Consider the following 21,522-nt stretch of genomic DNA (forward strand, 5'->3'; position numbering starts at 1 on the left):
GCTTTCAAATACATAAGACCGACTCAACCACCCATGCCTTTTTCCAGCGCCGATCTTGCGGCCATCGGCCTCACGCTTCGGCTCGCGGGCACCACCATGGCGCTGCTGCTGGTGCTGTGCACACCGCTGGCCTGGTGGCTGGCACACACGCCCTCGCGCTGGCGCGGGCCGGTGTCGGCCGTGGTGGCGCTGCCGCTGGTGCTGCCGCCCACGGTGATCGGTTTTTACCTGCTGGTGACCATGGGGCCCAACGGGCCCATCGGGCAGTTCACGCAGTGGCTGGGCATTGGCGCCCTGCCCTTCACCTTCTGGGGGCTGGTGGCGGGCTCGCTGATCTATTCGCTGCCGTTCGCGGTGCAGCCGCTGCAGGCGGCGTTCGAGGCCATCGGCAACCGGCCGCTCGAAGCGGCGGCCACGCTGGGCGCGGGGCCGCTGGACCGGTTCTTCACCGTGGCGCTGCCGCTGGCGCGCCCGGGCTTCATCACCGCGGCCATCCTGAGCTTTGCCCACACGGTGGGCGAGTTCGGCGTGGTGCTCATGCTGGGCGGCAACATTCCGGGCGTGACGCGCGTGGTCTCGGTGCAGATCTACGACCATGTGGAAGCCCTTGAATACACACAGGCGCACTGGCTGGCGGGCGGCATGGTGCTGTTCTCCTTCCTGGTGCTGCTGGGGCTGAACCTCACGCGCCGCCGCGCGTCCATGGTGTCCTGATGGCCGCAGACGACCAGATCGCCGCACGCCTGGTGCTCGCCCGTCCCGGCGGCTTCACGCTGGACGTGGACCTCACGCTGCCCGGGCGCGGCGTCACCGCCCTGTTCGGCCCCTCGGGCTGCGGCAAGACCACCTGCCTGCGCGCCATCGCGGGGCTGGCACGCGCCGAGCCGGGCCGGGTGGTGGTCAACGGCGAGGTCTGGCAGGACGACGGCCAGCGCATCTGGCGGCCCACGCACCAGCGTGCGCTGGGCTATGTGTTCCAGGAGGCCAGCCTGTTCGAACACCTGAGCGTGCGCGGCAACATCGACTATGGCCGCAAACGCACGCCCCGGGAGCGGCCCACCGTGGCGCTGGACCAGGCGGTGGACCTGCTGGGCATCGCCCACCTGATGGACCGCCGGCCGCACGCGCTCTCGGGCGGCGAGCGGCAGCGCGTGGCCATGGCCCGATCCCTGGCCACCGGGCCGCGCTTGCTGCTGATGGACGAGCCCCTGGCCGCGCTGGACGGGGAACGCAAGGCCGAGGTGCTGCCCTACCTGGAGCGGCTGCACCAGGCGCTGGACATACCCGTGCTGTACGTGAGCCACGCCATCGACGAGGTGGCGCGCCTGGCTGCGCACATGGTGCTGATGCAGGACGGCCGGGTGCTGGCCAGCGGGCGCACCGAGGACATGCTGGTGCGGCTGGACCTGCCGCTGGCGCATGGCGATGCGGCCGCCTCGGTGGTCGAGGGCACGGTGCTGCGCCATGACGCGGCTGACCATATCACCACCGTGCAGTTCGCCGGCGGCCAACTGCTGCTGGCCAGCGCCACGGCCCGGCCGGCAGGCGAGCCGGTGCGCCTGCGCATCCAGGCGCGCGATGTGAGCCTGACCCTGGCCGAGCAGGTGGACACCAGCATCCTCAACATCCTGCCCGCCACGGTGGTGCAGGTCAGCGAAGACAGCCCCGGGCAGTGCATGGTGGCGCTCGATGCCGGCCCCACGCGGCTGCTGGCGCGGGTGACCCAGCGCTCGGCCGTGGCCCTTGCGCTGGAGCCGGGCCAACGCGTGTACGCCCAGGTCAAGGGCGTTGCCATCGTGAACTGATCTCCGAGGGCCTTTCGTCACGGACAATCCCCCAGGCCTCGCTATCGGCAGGTCGTATGATGACTGCACACGATTTGGGGGGAAGGGACAGAATGTTTTCAATCGGGCACGACACCGCGCAGATGTTCGCGGTGGGCTTTCCGCCGCTGCTGCACAGCCTGCTGTTCTGGATCTTCGCGTCGCTGGTGGTGCATGTGTGCCAGCGGCTCGTGGAGCACACGGCCTTTGCCATCGACCCGTCGAGCCGGCGCATCAGCGGATCGCAGGCCGCCCTGTGCATCGGCTGCGTGGTCTGGGCGCTGGACGTGGTGGGCATGCTCATGTATGCCGAGTTGGCTGGCCATACGCTGGGCCTGGTGCCGGCGCTCACGGGCCTGGTCATCATGGCACTGAGCGCGCGGCTGACCGTTCCCACACTGAGCACCAGCACCCGCAAGGCGCGCATCCTGCTGGCCGGGGCCGGGCTGTCGCTGGGCATGCTGGCCGCGCACTTCACCATCTCCGAGGGCTATGTATCGAGCTACGCGCGGGTGAACGGTCTGGCCATCGTGCTGGCCCTGGCCACGGCCATAGGCATCACCGCGTACACCTCGATACGCCACCGCGCGGCCAAGATGAAGGCCCTGACGCGCATCTACATTCCCCAGCAATGGCACGACAAGCTGCTGGCCGGCGCCGCCATCCTGGTGCTGCACTGGCTGCTGGTGAACACCTTTCCCCTGGAATGGCCCGACAGCGCCGCCCCCACAGACGGGGTGGCTCTGCTGGTGATCGTGCTGCTGTTCGGCATGGCCATCGCCACCGAGCAGTTGAGCAACATGCGCTTCGACCAGGCGCGCCAGCAGTTGCTGCGCCGCGGCCTGTCCTTGATGCGCACGTCGAGCTACGAAGTGCACCCACCCGAGGGAGACATTCAGCTGTCCCTGATCGCGGACCAGTTGCCGATGCTGCTGCAGCCCGATCAACTGGCCCTGCACTTCCAGCCCATTGTCGACCTGGACCGCGGCGAGGTGCAGTTCGAGGCGCTGCTACGTGTGCGAAGCGAGCTGCTCGGGGCCATCCACCCCGAGGCCTTCCTGCTGGTCTGCGAACTGCAGGGCAAGACTCCTCTGGTGGACCGGCTGATCCTGGTCAACGCCATGGCCTCGGCCTGCCGATGGCGTGGCGAAGGCATGGCAGGCGCGAAGTTCAGCGTGAACGTGGCGCCGGCCACCCTGCTCGAAGAAGGCTTTGCGTCCTGGCTGCAGGCCGAGCTCGCGCGCCATGCCCTGCCCGGCAACTGCCTCAAGCTGGAGCTGACCGAGCACGCGCTGATCGCCAGCGGCCCGCGCATGCTCGAATCCATCCGCCACCTGCAGGCCATTGGCGTGGGCGTGCTGATGGACGACTTCGGCGCGGGCTATTCCTCGCTGGGCATGCTGGCCGACCTGCCGATCGCCGGCATCAAGTGCGACCGCCTCTTCGTGCGCCAGCTGACCCAGGACCCGCGGCGCCAGTCGATGCTGCGGCATGTGGGGGCGCTGGCCAGCGAGTTCGGCCTGTCGGTGGTGGTGGAAGGGGTCGAAACCGCGGCCGAGCTGCAGACCCTGGCGGCCTGCGGGCTTGCCACCATCCAGGGCTATGTCTTTTGCAAGCCCATGCCGGCCGCCGACGTGCCCGGCTGGAACCAGACCCAATGGCACCAGCACCTGGCCGCACTGCGGGCACAGCTGGGCACCACAGCCGGTGTGCCGGGCGCGGGCGGTGCCCCTGCAGCGCCCGCCCAGTGGATGCAGACGCAGGGGTCCGGCCGATGAGCGCAACACCGTTGACCGTGCTGGTCCTGGGGGGCTACGGCAACTTCGGCGCACGCATCTGCCGGGCGCTGGCAGGCGACAGCAGCATCCACCTGCTGGTGGCCGGCCGCAGCGCCGCCCGTGCCCAGGCCCTGGCCGCCACGCTGGGCCCGGGTGCCCGGGGCATCGCGCTGGACCACACCGCACCCGGCCTGATTGAGGCATTGCGCGCGCACGGCGTGGGCCTGGTGGTCCACACGGCAGGGCCGTTCCAGGCGCAGGGCTATTCGGTGGCCGAGGCGGCCGCCGAAGCGGGCGCCCACTACATCGACCTGGCCGACGGACGCCGCTTCGTCTGCGACTTCCCTGAGGCGCTGCATGCCCGGTTCACGGCGGCGGGGCGCACGGCGGTCTGCGGGGCCAGCACGGTGCCGGCGCTGTCGTCGGCCGTGGTGGGCCACCTGTGCGCCGGCTGGCAGCGCATCGACAGCATCGACACCTGCATCGCCCCGGCCCAGCGCGCACCGCGCGGCCAGGCCACGCTGGCGGCCGTCCTCAGCTACTGCGGCGAAGCCATTGCCGTGTGGGAGCAAGGCCGCTGGCAGAACCGGCTCGGCTGGGCGGCGCCCACCCCGGTGCAGTTCCAGCGCCTGCGCCCCCGCCTGGCAGCGGTGTGCGACATCCCCGACCTGGAGCTGCTGCCCGCCCACTACCGGGTCACGCAGCGCGTGAGCTTTCGCGCCGCGCTCGAAGTGGGCCTGGCCCAGCGCGCCTTTGCCGCCATCGCCGCACTGCGCGCCTGGGGCGTGCTGCGCCGCCCCGAGCGCCTGGCCGGACTCATGCACCACACCGGCGGGGCGTTCGACTTTTTGGGAACGCCGCTGGGCGGCATGGTGGTGCGCGTGGCCGGCGCCGATGCAGAGGGCGCGCTGCGGCACCGTGCCTGGCACATTGCCGCCGACAACGACCATGGCCCCGAGATCCCGTGCATGGCCGCCATCCTGCTGGCGCGCCAGCTCGCGCGCGGCGAGGCCGTTCCACCCATCCTGCCCATTGGTGCGCACACCAGCACCAGCCTGCTGCCCCTGGATGCCTTCGCCCCCGAGTTCGCGAAGTGGGGCATGCTGACGGATGTGGTGGAAGAGGCCACCACCCCGTGAGCGACGCACAACGCCGCCTGCTGCGCTACAGCCTGGTCTTCGTCTGGCTTGCCACCGCAGTCGTCAGCGTCTGGGAGCTCGACGGCCAGAGCCGGCAATTGCTGGCCACCCTGCCCTTCAGCAGCCCCGAACTCATCACCGCCCTGGTGCTGGCCGGCGCCGCCGCCGATGCCGTGGTGGGCCTGTGGATCGCCTTGTGGCCCGGCCGCGCCGCGTATGCCGTGGCGCTGCTGCTGATGGTGGCGATGACGCTGCTGGCCACCGCCATCGAGCCGGCCTGGTGGCTGCACCCCTTCGGCCCGCTGACCAAGAACCTGCCGATCGCGGCCATCCTGATCGTGCTGCTGCGCGACGCCAAGCCATGAGCCTGTACCTCACCCTGAAATGGATCCACATCTTCTCCAGCGTGCTGCTGGTGGGCACGGGCCTGGGTTCGGCCTACTACATGTTCTTTGCCAACCGCAGCGGCAACCTGCAGGCCCAGGCCGTGGTGGCGCGGCTGGTGGTGCGGGCGGACTGGTGGTTCACCACGCCCACGGTGTTCATTCAGCCTGCCACGGGGCTGGCCATGGCGCACCTGGCAGGGCTGCCGCTGTCCACGCCCTGGCTCGCCGTGTCGCTGGCGCTCTTCGCCCTGGCAGGCCTGTGCTGGCTGCCCGTGGTGTGGCTGCAGTTGCGCATGCGCGCCCTGGCCCAGCAGGCGCTTGACGCCGGCAGCGACGCCCTTCCCGCCACCTACTGGCGCTGTGCGCGCTGGTGGGAGGCGCTGGGCTACCCGGCCTTCGTGGCCATGGCCGTGGTGTTCTACCTCATGGTGGCCAAGCCTTCCTTGGATTTTTGAGCACCCTTCAGGGCGCTGCAAAGCCCATTCGCCTGAACACCGCCTGGGCCGGTTCCGAGCGCAGGGTCTGCACGAATGCATGGGCGGCGGGCGGTGCGTCCGCACGCACCGACACGCCGTAGGCCGCGCCCACCTGCAGTTCGGGAGGCACCTGCACCACCTGCAGGCGCGGCAGTTCGCGCTGGCTGGCAATGGCGTTGGTGCAGTAGGTCAGAAAGACATCGGCCTGCCCCTGGTCCATGATCCAGGCATAGGTGCCGCGCCCGGCGGGGGGCTTGGGCGAGTGGGCACCGCCCGTGAGCTGCAATGCCTTGGCGTCCAGCACCGCGAAGGCCCCCGGCTGCACCGCCTCGGCACGCCGGAACAGCTCCCAGGCATAGTCGCCCGACGGGTCCGCGAGCGGCGTGGAGGTGCCCACGCGGATGTCGGGCCGCAGCAGGGTCGCCAGCAGCGTGGTGGAAGCCACCTGCACCTGCTCGCCGGCCAACGCGCACAGGCCGTTGCGCACAAACACCACCGGCGCCTGCCAGCCGCCCCGGGCCGCCAGGCGCGCCGGGTGCTGCGTATCGGCCGAAGCGAACACCTGGGCCGGCGCGCCGTGCTCGATGCGCTCGCGCAGCAGGCCCGAGGCGCCGAAGCTCAGTTCCACCGGCTGGCCGGTGCGCGCCTGGTGCGCGGCGCCCACCTCGGTGAACACCTCGCGCAGGCTGCCCGCGGCATAGACCTGCAGCGCCACGGGCGGGCTAGCGCAGCCCGCCATGGCCAGCATGGCCCCTGCCACCAGGGCCGTGGGCATCCACCGGTGCATGGCGCGGGCCCACCCCTACTTGCCGGCGTTCGGGAAGAACAGCTGTTCGCCGCCGATCTTGTAGCCGGCGATGCTGGCCTGCCCGCCGGGCGAGACCACCCAGTCCACGAACTTCTGTGCGTCCTGCACCTTGACCTGCGGGTGCTTGGCCGGGTTGACCACCATCACGCCGTACTGGTTGAACAGGCGCGTGTCGCCCTCCACCAGCACCACCATGTCGGCGCGGTTCTTGAAGTTGAGCCAGGTGCCCCGGTCGGCCAGCACGTAGGCGCCGCTGGAGGCGGCGATGTTCAGCGCCGGGCCCATGCCGCAGCCGCACTCCTTGTAGCCGCTGCCCTTGGCCGCCTCGGCGCCCGCAAGCTTCCAGTAGCGCAGCTCGGCGGCATGCGTGCCGCTCTTGTCGCCGCGCGAGATGAAGGCGACGTTTCCGGTGGCCAGCTTCTTCAGGGCCTCGACGATATCCTTGCCCTGCGTGCCGGCCGGGTCGGCCTTGGGGCCTATGAGGATGAAGTCGTTGTACATCACCGGGTAGCGCTTGACGCCCCAGCCATCGGCCACGAACTTCTCCTCGGCCACCTGGTCGTGCACGAAGAGCACGTCGGCGTCGCCGCGGCGCGCCATGTCCAGCGCCTGCCCGGTGCCCAGGGCCACCACCTTGATGTCGATGCCGCTGGCCTTCTTGAACTCGGGCAGCAGGTAGCCGAACAGGCCCGACTGCTCGGTGGAGGTGGTGGACGCCATGGTGATCGTGGTTTGCGCCGACGCCGCGCCGTGCGCGAAGACGATGGCCAGTGCGAGCACGTGGGGTACGAACGGCAGGCGGCTGCGTGGGGTCTTGTAGTGGTGTCTCATCCGATTTCTCCTTTGACAAACAAACGCGCGGCCTCCGGCAGGGGGCCGTTGAAAAACTCGTGCACCGGCAGGTCGGCCACGATGCGGCCCTGCTCCAGGTAGACCACGCGGCTGGCCAGCCGCTTGACCTGGCCCAGGTTGTGGCTGCTGAAGACCATGGTCACGGCCTGCGCGCTGCCATCGGCAGGGCTGGCTGCGAGGTCGGCCATCAGGCCCTCGACCTCGCGCTTGGCATGCGGGTCCAGGCTGGCGGTGGGCTCGTCGAGCAGCAGCACGCCGGGCTGCAGGGCCCAGGCCCGCGCCAGCGCCACCCGCTGCTGCTGCCCGCCCGAGAGGGTGCGCGCGTTCTGCTGGGCTATGGATTCGAGCCCCACGCGCCGCAGTGCCGCCAGCGCCTGGGCCCGCGCATCGCGCCAGCGCGTGCCGCGCAGCCACAGGGCCAGCGCCACGTTGTTCCGGGCGCTGGTGCGCAGCATGTGCGGGCGCTGGAACAGCATGGCCTGGCGCTGCCTGGCACCACGCTGTACCTGGCCGGCACTGGGTGCCACCAGGCCGTGCAGCACGCGCAGCAGGGTGCTCTTGCCGCTGCCGTTGGCACCCACCAGGGCCACGCGCTCACCGGGGGCAATGCGCAGGTCGATGTCGGCCAGCGCCTGCACGCGCCCATAGCGCACGGCCACGCCGCGCAGGTCGATCAGCGGGGAGGCGGCGGGCACAGCCACGGGGAGGGGTTCTGGATGCCTCATGCGGCCACCCCCACCAGGGCGTCGGACGTGCCGCCGTCCACGCGTTCGCGCCAGCGGCGCAGCAGTGCGATCAGCACGTTGAGCGCCAGCACCACGCCCAGCAGCACCAGGCCCAGCGCCAGCGCCAGGGGCAGGTCGCCCTTGCTGGTTTCCAGCGCGATGGCGGTGGTCATGACCCGGGTGAAGCCATCGATGTTGCCGCCCACGATCATCACCGCGCCGACCTCGGAGATGGCGCGGCCGAACGAGGCGATGAGCACCGTGAGCAACGCATAGCGCTCGTCCCAGGCCAGAAGCAGGCTGCGCAGCAGCGTGCCGGCGCCCAGCGAGCGCAGCTGCTCGCCATGGGCGCGTTCGGCGTCTTCCACCACCTGGCGCGTGAGCGCGGTGACCACCGGCAGCACCAGGATGGCCTGGGCCAGCACCATGGCCTTGAAGCTGAACAGCCAGCCCAGCGCACCGAGCGGGCCGCTGCGCGACAGCAGCAGGTACACCACCAGCCCGACAACCACGGAGGGCACGGCCAGCAGGGTGTTGAGCAGCGCCAGCACCGCGCCCCGTCCGGCGAAACGGGCCACGCCCAGCCAGGCCCCGAGCACCAGGCCCGCGGCGCATGCCAGCGCACAGGCCGTGGCGCTGACCGACAGGGAACGGCCGACGATGGTCCACAGCGCCGGGTCGGCCGACAGGGTGAGTTCGAGGGCGGTGGCGGCGCTTTGCGTCAGGGTGGACATGCTTGGGCTATCGTAGGGACCTCCTCCATCTCCAGCGATATGAACGTCCGTGCATAGGGTCCAACTTCACTACACGCTCAGCCGCAACGCGGGCGACGCCCAGATCCGCAACCCCCTGCCCGAACTGCTGCAGGCAGTGGCCGAGGAAGGCTCCATCTCCGGCGCGGCGCGCGCCCTGCAGCTGTCGTACCGCCACGTGTGGGGCGCCCTCAAGCGCTGGGAGGAGCAGCTGGGGGGCGAACTCATCATCTGGGGCAAGGGGCAATCCGCCCAGCTCAGCGAGTTCGGCGCCAAGCTGCTATGGGCCGAGCGCCAGGCCCAGGCCCGCCTGGCGCCGCAGATCGCCGCCCTTCATGCCGACCTGGAGCGCGCCTTTGCTGTGGCTTTCGACGACCAGGCGCATGTGCTCACCATGTATGCCAGCCATGACGATGCCCTCGCTGCGCTGCGCGCCTACGCCGCGACGCCGGGCGAGACCGGGGCGCTGCACCTCGATATCCGCTTCACCGGCAGCGTGGACGCGATCCGGGCGCTCAACGAAGGCCGCTGCACGATGGCCGGCTTCCACACCCGGGAGGCCCCCGCCGCCAATTCGCTGGCTGCACGCACCTACAAGCCCCTGCTGCGGCCGGGGCGCCACAAGATCATCGGCTTTGCGCAGCGTACCCAGGGGCTGATCGTCGCGCGGGGCAACCCGCTGGGCCTGCAGACACTGGCCGACGTGGCCCGCCAGGGCGTGCGCTTCGTGAACCGGCCCCTGGGCACCGGCACGCGGGTGCTGCTGGACGACCTGCTGGCGCAATCGGATCTGGGCCCTGGCGACCTGCAAGGCTATGAGCGCCATGAGCCCTCGCACACGGCCGTGGCCCAGGCGGTGGCGGCGGGCGCCGCCGACGTGGGCATGGGCATCGAACTGGCGGCCCATGCGCGGGGGCTGGGCTTCGTGCCCCTGGTGCAGGAGCGCTACCACCTGGCTTGCCTGAAGTCGACCCTGGAGCAGCCGGCCACCCAGGCGCTGCGCGACCTGCTGCAGACCCCGGCCTGGCAGACGCAGATGGCGGCGCTGCCCGGGTACGCACCCATGCACTGCGGCGAGGTGCTGTCCATGAGCGCCGTGCTGCCCTGGTGGCAGTTTGCCCAGCCCAAGCGCAGCCAAAGGCCCCCGGCATTTTGAGCATCCTGCCTGAAGGGGCCAGGCACATTGCCCATCGGAGATCCCACCGAACGCCGCAAGTTGCGCCACACAGTGCTTCGCAACCTACCTGCGCGGCCATCCGAGCGGGCAAGAGACTCTGTGAGGTATGGCATCGATAGCCATGAACCCAGGCCCCCGCCGGGGGAGGGCTCAGTTCACCCCCGCATCACTGGGCCTGGCTGCCCCTTTTCCCGCGTCTGGCGCTGTTTTTGGCCTAGGAAGAAACCCTAATTGCTATACATTTAAGAGCAGCAAATTGAGGCTGGAACAAGGGATAACACCGTCACGCTGCCGTCAGGCTCCCATTAAAGTGCTCCGTAGAATCGCGCCGTTGTCACAGTTTGTACGATGCATGCACCTATCCGTGGATGCGTCGTGCATGTCCTACGCACAGCCTTTTTATTGGAGACACCATGCAGGCTCTACTTAAATTCTCACGGGGGGTCGACTGGCTAAGTACCCAGATCGGCAAATACGTCATCTGGCTCATTCTGGCCTCGACCTTGATCAGCGGCGTCAATGCCATCGTGCGCAAGGCGTTCAACATCAGCTCCAATGCCTTTCTCGAAGTGCAGTGGTACCTGTTTGCGGCGTCGTTCCTGCTTGCGGCAGGCTATACGCTGCTGCAGAACGAGCATGTCAAGGTCGATGTCATCTCCGGCCGCCTGTCCAAGCGCAAGCAGATCCTGATCGACATTTTCGGCTTCATCGTTTTTCTCACGCCCGTGTGCCTGGCCGTGCTCTGGTACGGCATTCCGTTCTTCTACCGCGCGTTCGTCTCGGGCGAAATGTCCAACAACGCGGGTGGCCTTCTGCGCTGGCCTGTGTACCTCATGATGCCGCTGGGCTTCGGGCTGCTGCTGCTGCAAGGCTGGTCCGAGCTCATCAAGCGCATCGCCTTCCTGCAAGGCCTGATCGAAGACCCGACGACCAAGAAAGCCGAGAAGACGGCAGAGGAAGAGCTGGCCGACTCGATCCGCCGCCTGTCCGAAGCCGCCAAGAACACCGGTAACACCGCCGACAAGGCCGCTTGAGCGGGGACCCAAAAATCATGGAATTCTTCATACACAACCTCGCCCCGATCATGTTCGCGGGGCTGATCGTCTTCCTGCTGTTGGGCTTTCCCGTGGCCTTCAGCCTGGGGGCCTGCGGCCTGTTCTTCGCCTTCATCGGCGTGGAGCTCGGCGTCCTGCCTGAAGCCCTGCTGCAGGCCGTGCCGCTGCGGATCTTCGGCATCATGCAGAACGACACCTTGCTGGCCATTCCGTTCTTCACGCTCATGGGACTGATACTGGAGCGAAGCGGGATGGCGGAAGACCTGCTGGAGACCATTGGCCAACTCTTCGGCCCCGTGCGCGGCGGCCTGGCACTGGCCGTCATCTTCGTGGGCACCCTGCTGGCGGCCACGACCGGCGTGGTCGCTGCTTCGGTCATCTCGATGGGTCTGATCTCCCTGCCCATCATGATGCGCTACGGCTATGACCGGCGTCTGGCCACCGGGGTCATCGCTGCATCCGGCACGCTGGCGCAGATCATCCCGCCGTCCCTGGTCCTCATCATCCTGGCCGACCAATTGGGCCGCTCCGTGGGCGACATGTACAAGGGCGCCTTCGCTCCCGGCCTGATGCTGTGCGGCTTCTATGCCCTGTACGTGATCCTGATCGCGATCTTCAAGCCCAACTGGGTACCGGCATTGCCGCCCGAAGCCCGCACCCTGCGCGAAGACAACGGAAACAACGGCCTGCCCTCGCTGGCGGTGTTGACCATCGTCTGCACGGCCGCTTCGGTTTACGTAGCCAAGAACATGCCCGCCCTGCACACCTGGTGGTCCGGCGAAACGGTGGAGCGCGTGGCACTGGACGAAACCATCGTGGTGTCCATGTGCTTCGGCGTGGCCCTGGCGTTCGTCGCAGCCATGGTCAACAAGATCACCCGCCTGGGCCTGCTTTCGCGGGTGGCCGAGCGCGTGACCTTCGTGCTGATCCCGCCACTGCTGCTGATCTTCCTGGTGCTGGGCACCATCTTCCTCGGTGTGGCCACCCCCACCGAAGGCGGCGCCATGGGCGCGCTGGGCGCATTCATCATGGCCCTGGTGCGCGGCCGCCTGAGCATGACGCTGCTCAAACAGGCGATGCAGACCACGACCAAGCTGTCATGCTTCGTGGTGTTCATCCTGGTGGGGGCCACCATCTTCGGCCTGACCTTCCAGGGTGTGGATGGCCCGCTGTGGGTGGAGCACCTGCTCACCGGCCTGCCGGGTGGCCAGTTGGGCTTCCTGATCGTGGTGAACATCATGATCTTCTTCCTGGCCTTCTTCCTGGACTTCTTCGAGCTGTCGTTCATCGTGGTCCCGCTGCTCGCGCCGGTGGCCAACAAGCTGGGCATCGACCTGATCTGGTTCGGCGTGCTGCTGGGCATCAACATGCAGACCTCGTTCATGCACCCGCCCTTCGGCTTCGCCCTGTTCTACCTGCGCAGCGTGGCGCCGACCAAGGAGTACATAGACAAGGTGACCGGCAAGCTGACCCAGCCGATCACCACCATGCAGATCTACTGGGGTGCCGTGCCGTTCGTGATCATCCAGTTGATCATGGTGGGCCTGGTCATTGCGTTCCCGGGCATCGTCTCCAGCGGGCTGGACAAGGAGGTCGTGTATGACCTCGACAAGGTCCGCCAGGAAATGGAAGCCACCATGCAAACCGCACCTGACGCGGCGGACCCGACGGCGGGCATGGAAGGCAGCGCACCAGCGGCCCCGGCCTCGGACGCCGCACCTGAGGCCGATGACCCGATGAAGGCACTGCAAGACTCGATGTCCACCGACAAGAAGTAGGCAATACACCAGCACCGGGTGGGACCATGACGGCCCCATCCAGCAGCCCCTGCAGATGGAGACATGCTCTCTGGACCTGCAGGGGCTTTTTTGTTGGCGGCCTGCATTCATTGCCCAGGCGGCGACCAGGCAGCGACTCCGTGGCATCAGCGTGCTTCGTTGCCCTGCCAACCTGGGCCTGTCTGCTTGTGCGCGCACAAGAAGCGCGCACAACAAAATGGGCCACTGGCGGGGGCTTCGGGGACTTGACCCCACGCGCGAGCCACAGGCATGCGCAGGAAGCTGGCGCCATGGGGTTCGTGGGCAGCGCTCCCGCGATAGGCAGGCCATCGAAAACCATGGGTGCATGTGCCATGGCGCTGCTCGACCAAGAAAGGCGGGCGAAAAAAAACCCGCCAATGAAGGGCGGGTTTTCGGACCATGGCGCGGCAGCGGCGACCGCCGCCACGCCTTGGCGGACCTCAGAGCTTCTGGGCAGCCATGAAGGTGTCGAAACGCGATTCAGCGAAGCGGAACCACAGAACCTGGTCACGCTGGAAGGAGCGCATGTCCGCGTAGATCTTCTTCCACTCGGGGCTCTTGGCGTCGTTCTCGGCGAACACTTCCATCGAGGCCTTGAACGATGCCTCCAGGATGGGTTGCGAGAAAGGCAGCACCTTGGTCTTGGCGGCCACCAGTTGCTTGAGGGCCGTGGGGTTCAGGGCATCGTACTTGGCCAGCATGTCGACGTGGGCTGCCTTCGATGCGGCGTCGACGATGGCCTTGTTCTCGGCCGACAGGCCGTCGAACGCCTTCTGGTTGACGTAGAAGTCCACTTCCGGGCCGCCTTCCCACCAGCCGGGGTAGTAGTAGAACGGAGCGACCTTGTTGAAACCCAGCTTCTGGTCGTCGTAAGGACCCACCCACTCGGCGGCATCCAGCGTGCCCTTCTCGAGCGCCTGGTAGATTTCACCGCCAGGAATGCTCTGGGGCACGGCGCCCATCTTCTGCATGACTTCACCGATCAGGCCGCCGCCCAGGCGCATCTTCAGGCCCTTGAAGTCGGCTGCCGCCTTGATTTCCTTGCGGAACCAGCCACCCATCTGGGTGCCGGTGTTGCCGCCGGCAAAGCTGATCATGTTGTAGCCGGCATAAAACTCGTTCATGAGCGTGCGGCCGTTGCCGTGCATCATCCAGGCGGTCATCTGGCGCGCATTCAGGCCGAACGGCACGGCCGAGCCCAGTGCGAACGCAGGGTTCTTGCCATAGAAGTAGTACGGCACGGTGTGCGCCATTTCGACGGTGCCCTGCTGCACGCCATCCACCACGCCGAAGGGAGGCATCAGCTCGCCACCAGCATGCACGGAGATTTCGAACTTGCCGCCCGACATGGCCTTGACGGCCTTGGAGAACACATCGGCACCGCCGTAGATGGTGTCCAGCGACTTGGGGAAGCTGGAAGCCAGGCGCCAGCGAATGGCGGCCTGTGCGTGGACGGCAGGCGCAATGCCTGCGGCCAGCACGCCAGCAATACCGGCATTCTTGATGATTGAGCGACGATCCATGAGGTTCTCTCCAATGTATTTGATTGCAAAACCCGGGCAGCACGCGTTGTGCACGGAAAGCCCAGGACTGGTTTCAGCCGAGATCATTGTAGGAACATGCCCCCCTGCAGATTTGCGGGTTTTCCCGTGAAATCCCGGCTATCGCAAGAGGGCTTCAGGGTTCTGCAAGCAACGGTGCCAAGCCTCCCCAGCAGGCGAGGCACATCAGGGCTTGCCCGTCAGATCTTCTGCGCCGACATGAAGGTGTCGTAACGCGCCTCGGCAAAGCGGAACCAGAGAATCTGGTCGCGCTGGAAGTTGCGCATGTCGGCGTATATCTTCTTCCACTCGGGGCTTCTCGCGTCGTTGTGCGCAAAGGCTTCCATCGAAGCGCGGAATGCGGCGTCCAGGATGAGCTGCGAGAAAGGCAGCACCTTGGTCTTGGCGGCCACCAATTGCTTGAGCGCATTGGGGTTGAGCGCGTCGTAGCGGGCCAGCATATCAGCGTGCGCGAAGGAGGCCGCCGCTTCGATGATGAAGCGGTAGTCGGGGGTGAGCGCGTCGTAGGCCTTCTTGTTCACGAACAGGTCCACCTCGGGCCCGCCCTCCCACCAGCCGGGGTAGTAGTAGAACGGCGCGACCTTGTTGAAGCCCAGTTTCTGGTCGTCGTAGGGGCCGATCCACTCGGCCGCGTCGATGCTGCCCTTTTGCAGTGCCTGGTAGATCTCGCCGCCTGGAAGGCTCTGGGGAATGGCGCCGAGCCGCTGCATGACCTCGGCCACCAAACCGCCGCCCACGCGGATCTTGAGGCCCTTGAAGTCTGCGGGGGTCTTCACCTCGCGCAGGAACCAGCCGCCCATCTGCGTGCCGGTGTTGCCACAGGCAAAGCTCACGATGTTGAACCCGGCATAGAACTCGTTCATGAGCTTGCGCCCGTTGCCGTGCAGCATCCAGGCGCTCATCTGGCGCGCGTTGAAACCGAAGGGCACGGCACACCCCAGGGCAAACGCCGGGTTCTTGTCGTAGAAATAGTAGGGAACCGCGTGGCACATCTCCACCGCACCGCTCTGCACGCCATCCACCGCATCGAAGGGCGGCATCAGCTCGCCACCGGGGTGCACGGAAATTTCGAACTTGCCGTTGGACAGGGTGCGCACCGCCTTGGCAAACACCTGGGCGCCGCCGTAGATGGTGTCCGAGGACTTGGGGAAGCTCGATGCAATGCGCCACCGCAGCGTGGCTTGGGCGTGCACGGCCGGCGCGACGCCAGAGGCCAGTACACCCGCCAGGCCGGTGTGCTTGATGAGCGAACGGCGATGCATACGGCTGGTCTCCTGTTTCCGCGGGGGGGTGGATGCGGCAGCGACTGCTGCGCAGGGGCGCGCGTGCAGATCCATGCAGCGCGCCTGCATTGTAGGAGGTGCCCCGCCAGCGGGCTGTGCGGGTTTTCGACAGCACCCGCGCAGCGGGACTGCCCAGGGCCGGACTTCTCAGGCCAGGAAGCGGGCGCGTACCGCGCGCTCGATGCCCGCTGCATCCAGGCCCTGCAGCGACAGCAGCTTGGCCGGGTCGCCATGCTCGATGAACACATCGGGCAGGCCCAGTTGCAGCACCGGGCGCACGATGCCGGCCTCGTTCAGGGCCTCGGTCACGGCGCTGCCGGCTCCGCCCATGGTGGCACCTTCTTCGAGCGTGACCAGCACGTCGTGGCGCTCGGCCACGTCGCGCAGCAACTCCACGTCGATGGGCTTGGCCCAGCGCATGTTGGCCACCGTCGCGTCGAGCGCCTCGGCGGCCTCAAGCGCGGGGTACAGCAGCGTGCCGAAGGCCAGAATGGCGATGCGCGGGCCCTGCGCCCCACCAGCGGCCTTGCGCTCGCGGCGGATCTCGCCCTTGCCGAAGGGCAGGCCTTCCAGGCCCGCGAGCGGCGCCACGCCGGCCCCGCTGCCGCGCGGGTAGCGCACGGCCACAGGGTGGCTTTGCGCGAAGGCGGTGCTGAGCAACTGGCGGCACTCGCGCTCGTCGGCCGGGCAGGCCATGCTCATGTTGGGGATGCAGCGCACGAAGGGAATATCGTAGGCACCGGCGTGGGTGGCGCCATCGGCCCCCACCAGGCCGGCACGGTCGAGCGCGAACACCACGGGCAGGTTCTGCAGCGCCACATCGTGGATCAGTTGGTCGTAGCCGCGCTGCAGGAAGGTCGAGTAGATGGCCACCACGGGCTTCAGGCCCTCGCAGGCCATGCCGGCCGCAAAGGTGACGGCATGCTGCTCGGCAATTCCCACGTCGTAGTAGCGCTCGGGAAAGCGCTTTTCGAACTCCACCATGCCCGAGCCTTCGCGCATGGCGGGGGTGATGCCCACCAGGCGCTGGTCCTGCGCGCCCATGTCGCACAGCCACTGGCCAAACACCTGGGTGAAGGTCTGCTTGGGGGTCGCCGTGCTCTTGACCAGGCCCACGGCCGGGTCGAACTTGCCCGGGCCATGGTAGGCCACGGGGTCGGCCTCGGCCAGCTTGTAGCCCTGGCCCTTCTTGGTAACCACGTGCAGGAACTGCGGGCCCTTGAGGCCCTTGATGTTCTCCAGCGTGGGGATCAGCGAATCGAGGTCGTGGCCGTCGATGGGCCCGATGTAGTTGAAGCCGAACTTCTCGAACAACGTGGCCGGCACCACCATGCCCTTGGCCTGCTGCTCGAAGCGCTTGGCCAGCTCCAGCAGGGGCGGCACCGGGCGCAGCACGGTCTTGCCCACGTTCTTGGCGGCGGCGTAGAACTGGCCGCTCATGAGCTGGGCCAGGTAGCGGTTGAGCGCGCCCACGGGTGGGCTGATGCTCATGTCGTTGTCGTTGAGCACCACCAGCAGGTTGGCATCGGCCACGCCGGCGTTGTTCAGCGCCTCGAAGGCCATGCCGGCCGTCATGGCACCATCGCCGATGATGGCCACGGCATGGCGGTTCTCGCCCTTGACCTTGGCTGCCAGCGCCATGCCCAGCGCGGCCGAGATGCTGGTGCTGGAGTGTGCCGTGCCAAAGGTGTCGTACGGGCTTTCGGCGCGCTGCGGAAAGCCCGAGATGCCGCCCATCTGGCGGAGCGTGTGCATGCGGTCGCGCCGGCCGGTCAGGATCTTGTGCGGGTAGGTCTGGTGGCCCACATCCCACACCAGCCGGTCTTCGGGCGTGTTGAAGACGTGGTGCAGGGCCACGGTGAGCTCCACCGTGCCCAGGTTGGAGCTCAGGTGCCCGCCCGTCTGCGACACGCTTTCGAGCACGAAGGCGCGCAGCTCGGTGGCCAGGGCCTTGAGATCGGCGCGCGACAGGGCACGCAGATCCGACGGGTCGTTCACGTTCTGCAGCAGGGGGTAGGAGGTCGTTGACATTGGCTATTCTTTTTCGGATCGATCAGTGCTCACTGGGCAAGGGACAGCCCCCGGTGGGCACCTGGTCTGGGTGCATCGTATCAACGGACGCGGGGAGTGCAGCCGCAGCCATCAATGCGTGCGGTCCACCACCATGTCGGCCAGGGCGGCCAGGGCGCGGGTGTCGGCCAGGCCGCTGCGTGCCAGGGCGGCATGGGCCTGCACCTGCAACTCGCGGGCATAGGCCTGGGCGGGCGCCAGGCCGAGCAGCGAGACGTAGGTGGGCTTGTCGCTCGCGGCGTCCTTGCCGGCGGTCTTGCCCAGCGTGGCGGAGTCGGCCACCACGTCGAGGATGTCGTCCACGACCTGAAAGGCCAGGCCCATGACAGCGCCGTAGTCGGACAGGGCCTCGTGCGCCTGGGCGTTCGCCGGGCCGCAGGCCACGCCCATCATCACGCTGCCCTGCAGCAGCGCGCCGGTCTTGAGGCGGTGCATGTGGCGCAACTGGTCTTCGGTGAGGGCCACGCCCACGCTGGCCAGGTCGATGGCCTGGCCGCCGGCCATGCCGGCCGAACCGGCCGCGCGCGCCAGCAGGCGGCACAGCATGGCCTGCACTGCCGGGGGCACGCTGCCGTCGTCGGGGGTCAGCAATTCGAAGGCAAAAGCCTGCAGCGCATCGCCGGCCAGCAGGGCCTGGGCCTCGCCGAACTGCACGTGCACCGTGGGCTTGCCGCGGCGCAGCACGTCGTTGTCCATGCACGGCATGTCGTCGTGCACCAGGGAATAGGCATGGATCAGCTCGACGGCGCACGCTGCCCGCAGGGCAGCCTCGTCAGATACGGCGCGCAGGGCCGCTTCGTCGGACACGGCGTGTGCCGAAGCCTCGACCTCGGCACCGCTGCACACAGCCTCTTCGGCCGCCAGCACCAACAGCGGGCGCAGGCGCTTGCCGCCGTCGAGCACCGCATAGCGCATGGCTTCGCCCAGGCCGGCGGGCGCACCCTCGCCCACCCAGCGGGAGAGGGCTTCTTCCACACGGGCCAGGTGCCGCTGGCTCCAGGCAGACAGGTCGAGGGGGGAGTTCACCACGGGCGCCGCGCTCATTCGGGCGTCCAGGCGTGCAGGCCGCCTTCGTCCAGCACCTTGATCTGGTCCTGCACGGCATCCAGGCGCTTGCGGCAGAAGGCCAGCAGCGCGGCGCCACGCTGGTAGCCCGCGAGCATCTGGTCCAGGGGCAACTGGCCCGACTCGATCCGGCCCACGAGCTGCTCCAGCTCTTCCAGCGCCGCTTCATAGCTGGCGGGTTCGGCAGGGGGCGCGGGGGTGGCGGTGGCCTTGGGCATGGGTGGAGGCGGCAGCACCGCAAATGGAAAAACCCCCGATTTTAGGCCCAGCGAACCAGCGGCCGCAGCACAGGGCCCGGTTTGGAGAGCATTGCCGGTAAACGTTGCCACCGCATAGAAGGCAGGCACGCCCGGCCGACCCCACACCATCGGCGCGCGCACTGCTGCCAGCGCGCCAATACACGCAGGGGGGGTGCGGGAATGGGGGCGCCGAATAACCCCATTGGCTATAATCCCATTCTCGTCCAGCCGGCCTATGCGCCGGTTTCTTTTTTCCAGATGTGCCAACCGTGGCACACCTCCCTGTGGGGAGTCTTTAGGTCAGGTCACCCATGTCTGATTTAAGTCTTCAACTGCAGCAGGCCGCAAGCCAACTACCAGTTTCAAGCTACTTTGACCCAGCGCTGTTCCAGCGCGAGCTGGACACCATCTTCCAGCGCGGGCCCCGCTATGTGGGGCACCAACTGTCCGTGCCCAACGCGGGCGACTACTACACCCTGCCTCACGAGGCCGAGGGCCGGGCCCTGGTGCGCAATGCCCAGGGTGGGGTGGAGCTCGTCTCCAATGTCTGCCGCCACCGCCAGGCCGTCATGCTCAAGGGCCGCGGTTCGCTGCACACGCAGCAAAAGGGCAGCGCGGGCGGCAACATCGTGTGCCCGCTGCACCGCTGGACGTACAACGCCAAGGGCGAACTGCTGGGTGCGCCGCACTTTGCCGACGACCCCTGCCTGAACCTCAACAACTACCCGCTGCGCGAGTGGAACGGCCTTTTGTTCGAGGACAACGGCTGCGACGTGGCGGCCGACCTGGCCCAGATGGGCCCGCGCGCCGACCTGGACTTCAGCGGCTACGTGCTCGACCACGTGGAGTTGCACGAGTGCAACTACAACTGGAAGACCTTCATCGAGGTCTATCTGGAGGACTACCACGTAGGCCCCTTCCATCCGGGCCTGGGCAGCTTCGTGACCTGCGACGACCTGCGCTGGGAGTTCGGCAAGAACTACTCGGTGCAGACCGTGGGCGTGGCCAACCGCCTGGGCAAGGCCGGCAGCCCCGTGTACGAGCGCTGGCACGAGGCGTTGCTCGCCTTCCGCGGCGGCAAGCCGCCCAAGCACGGCGCCATCTGGCTCACGCTGTACCCGCACATCATGGTGGAGTGGTATCCGCACGTGCTCACCGTCTCCACACTGCACCCCATCAGTCCGACTAAGACGCTGAACATGGTGGAGTTCTACTACCCCGAGGAGATCGCCGCCTTCGAGCGCGAGTTCGTCGAGGCGCAGAAGGCCGCCTACATGGAGACCTGCATCGAGGACGACGAGATCGGCGAGCGCATGGACGCCGGCCGCAAGGCCTTGCTGGCGCGCGGCGACAACGAAGTGGGCCCTTACCAAAGTCCCATGGAAGACGGCATGCAGCACTTCCACGAGTGGTACCGCAACGCCATGGGCGAGGCAGTCCCCCAGCGCTGAAAACCGGAACAGCAAGGTAAACGCCGCCGAATAGCGGCCATTGCCCAAAGCGCTCTCATTACAATAGCTGCCATTGCTTGGCCTTCAAGCACGGCAGCTATTTTCACTTTCGAATTCCATTTCCCCATGCAAGCCCTCTGGATGGTGTTGGCCGCGTTCCTCTTTGCGAGCATGGGGGTGTGCGTGAAGATCGCTTCGGCCTATTTCAATTCGGCCGAACTGGTCTGCTACCGCGGCCTCATCGGCATGGCCATCCTGTGGCTGCTGGCGCGCTCGCAGAAGGTCACCTTGGGCACCGCCTACCCGGGCATGCACGCCTGGCGCAGTCTGGTGGGGGTGATGTCGCTGGGTGCCTGGTTCTATGCCATTGCCCACCTGCCCCTGGCCACTGCCATGACCCTGAACTACATGAGCAGCGTGTGGATTGCCGCCTTCCTGGTCGGCGGCACGCTGCTGGCGTGGCGCCCCTCGGCCGCCACGCCGCGCCCGGCGCTGCAGGGCACGCTGATCGTCACCGTGCTCACGGGCTTCGTCGGCGTGGTGATGATGCTGCGCCCCAGTCTGGACCAGAACCAGGCCTTCGCCGGCATGATCGGGCTGATGTCGGGCCTGTCGGCCGCGTTTGCCTACATGCAGGTGGTGGCCCTCTCGCGCCTGGGTGAGCCTGAATCGCGCACGGTGTTCTATTTCGCGGTGGGCTCGGCGGTGGCCGGCGGCGTGGCCCTGCTGTTCACGGGCACCTCGGTGTGGCCGGGCTGGCAGGCCCTGTGGCTACTGCCCATCGGCATCCTGGCCGCTGGCGGCCAGTTGTGCATGACCCGGGCCTACGCCAGCGCCAAGACGCAGCGCGGCACGCTGGTGGTGGCCAACCTGCAGTATTCGGGCATCGTCTTCGCGGCCATCTACAGCGTGACGCTGTTCGGTGATGACCTGCCCCCGATCGCCTGGGCGGGCATGGTGCTCATCGTGGGCAGCGGCATCGCGGCCACCGTGCTGCGCGCCCGCGCGGCCCCCGGAGCCCCGGCTGAAGAACATTGATACGACTGTGGACACCAACCATTGACACAATGCAAGGCATTCCC

General features: G+C 67.7%; 20 protein-coding genes. 11 read left to right on the forward strand and 9 right to left on the reverse strand.

Going from position 1 to position 21,522, the window contains the following annotated elements:
* Positions 1-33 precede the first annotated feature (33 nt).
* From modB to ACSQ9E_RS21530, 6 genes are all read left to right on the forward strand, one after another.
* Complete coding sequence (gene modB / locus ACSQ9E_RS21505; RefSeq protein ID WP_436219152.1) at positions 34-714, forward strand: molybdate ABC transporter permease subunit; 681 nt, start codon at positions 34-36, stop codon at positions 712-714.
* Positions 714-1,805 (forward strand): molybdenum ABC transporter ATP-binding protein, encoded by a 1,092-nt coding sequence (modC, locus tag ACSQ9E_RS21510; RefSeq protein ID WP_436219153.1) that lies wholly within the window; start codon positions 714-716, stop codon positions 1,803-1,805. The genes modB and modC overlap by 1 nt, the downstream gene beginning before the upstream one ends.
* A 92-nt stretch (positions 1,806-1,897) precedes the next feature.
* Positions 1,898-3,601 (forward strand): EAL domain-containing protein, encoded by a 1,704-nt coding sequence (locus ACSQ9E_RS21515; RefSeq protein ID WP_436219154.1) that lies wholly within the window; start codon positions 1,898-1,900, stop codon positions 3,599-3,601.
* Positions 3,598-4,740: a saccharopine dehydrogenase NADP-binding domain-containing protein gene (locus ACSQ9E_RS21520; protein WP_436219155.1), complete on the forward strand. Its 1,143-nt coding sequence runs from the start codon at positions 3,598-3,600 to the stop codon at positions 4,738-4,740. Before ACSQ9E_RS21515 ends, ACSQ9E_RS21520 begins: the two co-directional genes overlap by 4 nt.
* A complete protein-coding gene (locus tag ACSQ9E_RS21525; RefSeq protein ID WP_057264593.1) occupies positions 4,737-5,105 on the forward strand; it encodes a DoxX-like family protein in 369 nt (122 codons plus the stop codon). Before ACSQ9E_RS21520 ends, ACSQ9E_RS21525 begins: the two co-directional genes overlap by 4 nt.
* The gene (locus ACSQ9E_RS21530) at positions 5,102-5,581 is read left to right on the forward strand and encodes a DUF2269 family protein (RefSeq protein WP_436219156.1); all 480 of its coding nucleotides are present in this window, start codon (positions 5,102-5,104) and stop codon (positions 5,579-5,581) included. The genes ACSQ9E_RS21525 and ACSQ9E_RS21530 overlap by 4 nt, the downstream gene beginning before the upstream one ends.
* A 7-nt stretch (positions 5,582-5,588) precedes the next feature.
* On the opposite strand, the gene ACSQ9E_RS21535 is transcribed toward ACSQ9E_RS21530, so the two are convergent.
* Genes ACSQ9E_RS21535 through ACSQ9E_RS21550 form a run of 4 tightly spaced genes read right to left on the reverse strand, consistent with a single transcriptional unit; the run spans position 5,589 to position 8,721 of the window.
* Positions 5,589-6,389 (reverse strand): molybdate ABC transporter substrate-binding protein, encoded by an 801-nt coding sequence (locus ACSQ9E_RS21535; RefSeq protein ID WP_057264597.1) that lies wholly within the window; start codon positions 6,387-6,389, stop codon positions 5,589-5,591.
* Between the two features lie 15 nt (positions 6,390-6,404).
* Positions 6,405-7,241, reverse strand: a complete 837-nt coding sequence (locus ACSQ9E_RS21540; RefSeq protein ID WP_436219157.1) for an extracellular solute-binding protein — start codon at positions 7,239-7,241, stop codon at positions 6,405-6,407.
* Positions 7,238-7,987: an ABC transporter ATP-binding protein gene (locus tag ACSQ9E_RS21545; RefSeq protein WP_436219158.1), complete on the reverse strand. Its 750-nt coding sequence runs from the start codon at positions 7,985-7,987 to the stop codon at positions 7,238-7,240. The genes ACSQ9E_RS21540 and ACSQ9E_RS21545 overlap by 4 nt, the downstream gene beginning before the upstream one ends.
* Positions 7,984-8,721, reverse strand: coding sequence for an ABC transporter permease (locus ACSQ9E_RS21550; RefSeq protein ID WP_436219159.1), 738 nt, complete (start codon positions 8,719-8,721; stop codon positions 7,984-7,986). The genes ACSQ9E_RS21545 and ACSQ9E_RS21550 overlap by 4 nt, the downstream gene beginning before the upstream one ends.
* Positions 8,722-8,770: 49 nt before the next feature.
* On the opposite strand from ACSQ9E_RS21550, the gene ACSQ9E_RS21555 reads away from it, so the two are divergent.
* From ACSQ9E_RS21555 to ACSQ9E_RS21565, 3 genes are all read left to right on the forward strand, one after another.
* Positions 8,771-9,895 (forward strand): substrate-binding domain-containing protein, encoded by a 1,125-nt coding sequence (locus ACSQ9E_RS21555; protein ID WP_436219160.1) that lies wholly within the window; start codon positions 8,771-8,773, stop codon positions 9,893-9,895.
* Positions 9,896-10,329: 434 nt separating this feature from the next.
* Entirely contained in the window at positions 10,330-10,950 is a 621-nt protein-coding gene (locus ACSQ9E_RS21560; protein ID WP_057201261.1) for a TRAP transporter small permease subunit, read from the forward strand.
* 17 nt (positions 10,951-10,967) lie between these two features.
* Positions 10,968-12,749 (forward strand): TRAP transporter large permease, encoded by a 1,782-nt coding sequence (locus ACSQ9E_RS21565; RefSeq protein WP_436219161.1) that lies wholly within the window; start codon positions 10,968-10,970, stop codon positions 12,747-12,749.
* A 461-nt stretch (positions 12,750-13,210) separates the two neighbouring features.
* Here ACSQ9E_RS21565 and ACSQ9E_RS21570 read toward each other — a convergent pair whose 3' ends face one another.
* The 5 genes from ACSQ9E_RS21570 to xseB form a co-directional block, all read right to left on the reverse strand.
* Positions 13,211-14,293 carry a TRAP transporter substrate-binding protein gene (locus tag ACSQ9E_RS21570; RefSeq protein WP_057264608.1) on the reverse strand — a complete coding sequence of 361 codons (1,083 nt, stop codon included), beginning with the start codon at positions 14,291-14,293 and terminating at the stop codon, positions 13,211-13,213.
* A 218-nt stretch (positions 14,294-14,511) separates the two neighbouring features.
* Positions 14,512-15,594, reverse strand: coding sequence for a TRAP transporter substrate-binding protein (locus ACSQ9E_RS21575; protein WP_436219162.1), 1,083 nt, complete (start codon positions 15,592-15,594; stop codon positions 14,512-14,514).
* A gap of 168 nt (positions 15,595-15,762) precedes the next feature.
* The gene (dxs, locus tag ACSQ9E_RS21580; RefSeq protein ID WP_436219163.1) at positions 15,763-17,646 is read right to left on the reverse strand and encodes a 1-deoxy-D-xylulose-5-phosphate synthase; all 1,884 of its coding nucleotides are present in this window, start codon (positions 17,644-17,646) and stop codon (positions 15,763-15,765) included.
* Positions 17,647-17,757: 111 nt separating this feature from the next.
* A complete protein-coding gene (locus ACSQ9E_RS21585; protein WP_057201266.1) occupies positions 17,758-18,729 on the reverse strand; it encodes a polyprenyl synthetase family protein in 972 nt (323 codons plus the stop codon).
* Positions 18,726-18,968, reverse strand: a complete 243-nt coding sequence (gene xseB, locus ACSQ9E_RS21590) for an exodeoxyribonuclease VII small subunit (protein ID WP_057201267.1) — start codon at positions 18,966-18,968, stop codon at positions 18,726-18,728. Before xseB ends, ACSQ9E_RS21585 begins: the two co-directional genes overlap by 4 nt.
* A 332-nt stretch (positions 18,969-19,300) precedes the next feature.
* Between xseB and ACSQ9E_RS21595 the strand changes: the two genes are divergently transcribed.
* On the forward strand, positions 19,301-20,440 hold the full coding sequence (locus ACSQ9E_RS21595) for an aromatic ring-hydroxylating oxygenase subunit alpha (RefSeq protein WP_436219164.1): 1,140 nt from the start codon (positions 19,301-19,303) through the stop codon (positions 20,438-20,440).
* 126 nt (positions 20,441-20,566) lie between these two features.
* The gene (locus tag ACSQ9E_RS21600; protein WP_179683925.1) at positions 20,567-21,478 is read left to right on the forward strand and encodes a DMT family transporter; all 912 of its coding nucleotides are present in this window, start codon (positions 20,567-20,569) and stop codon (positions 21,476-21,478) included.
* Positions 21,479-21,522: the final 44 nt, after the last annotated feature.

This window comes from Acidovorax sp. LjRoot118 (assembly GCF_964253575.1).
In the GTDB taxonomy this organism is placed as follows: domain Bacteria; phylum Pseudomonadota; class Gammaproteobacteria; order Burkholderiales; family Burkholderiaceae_C; genus Acidovorax.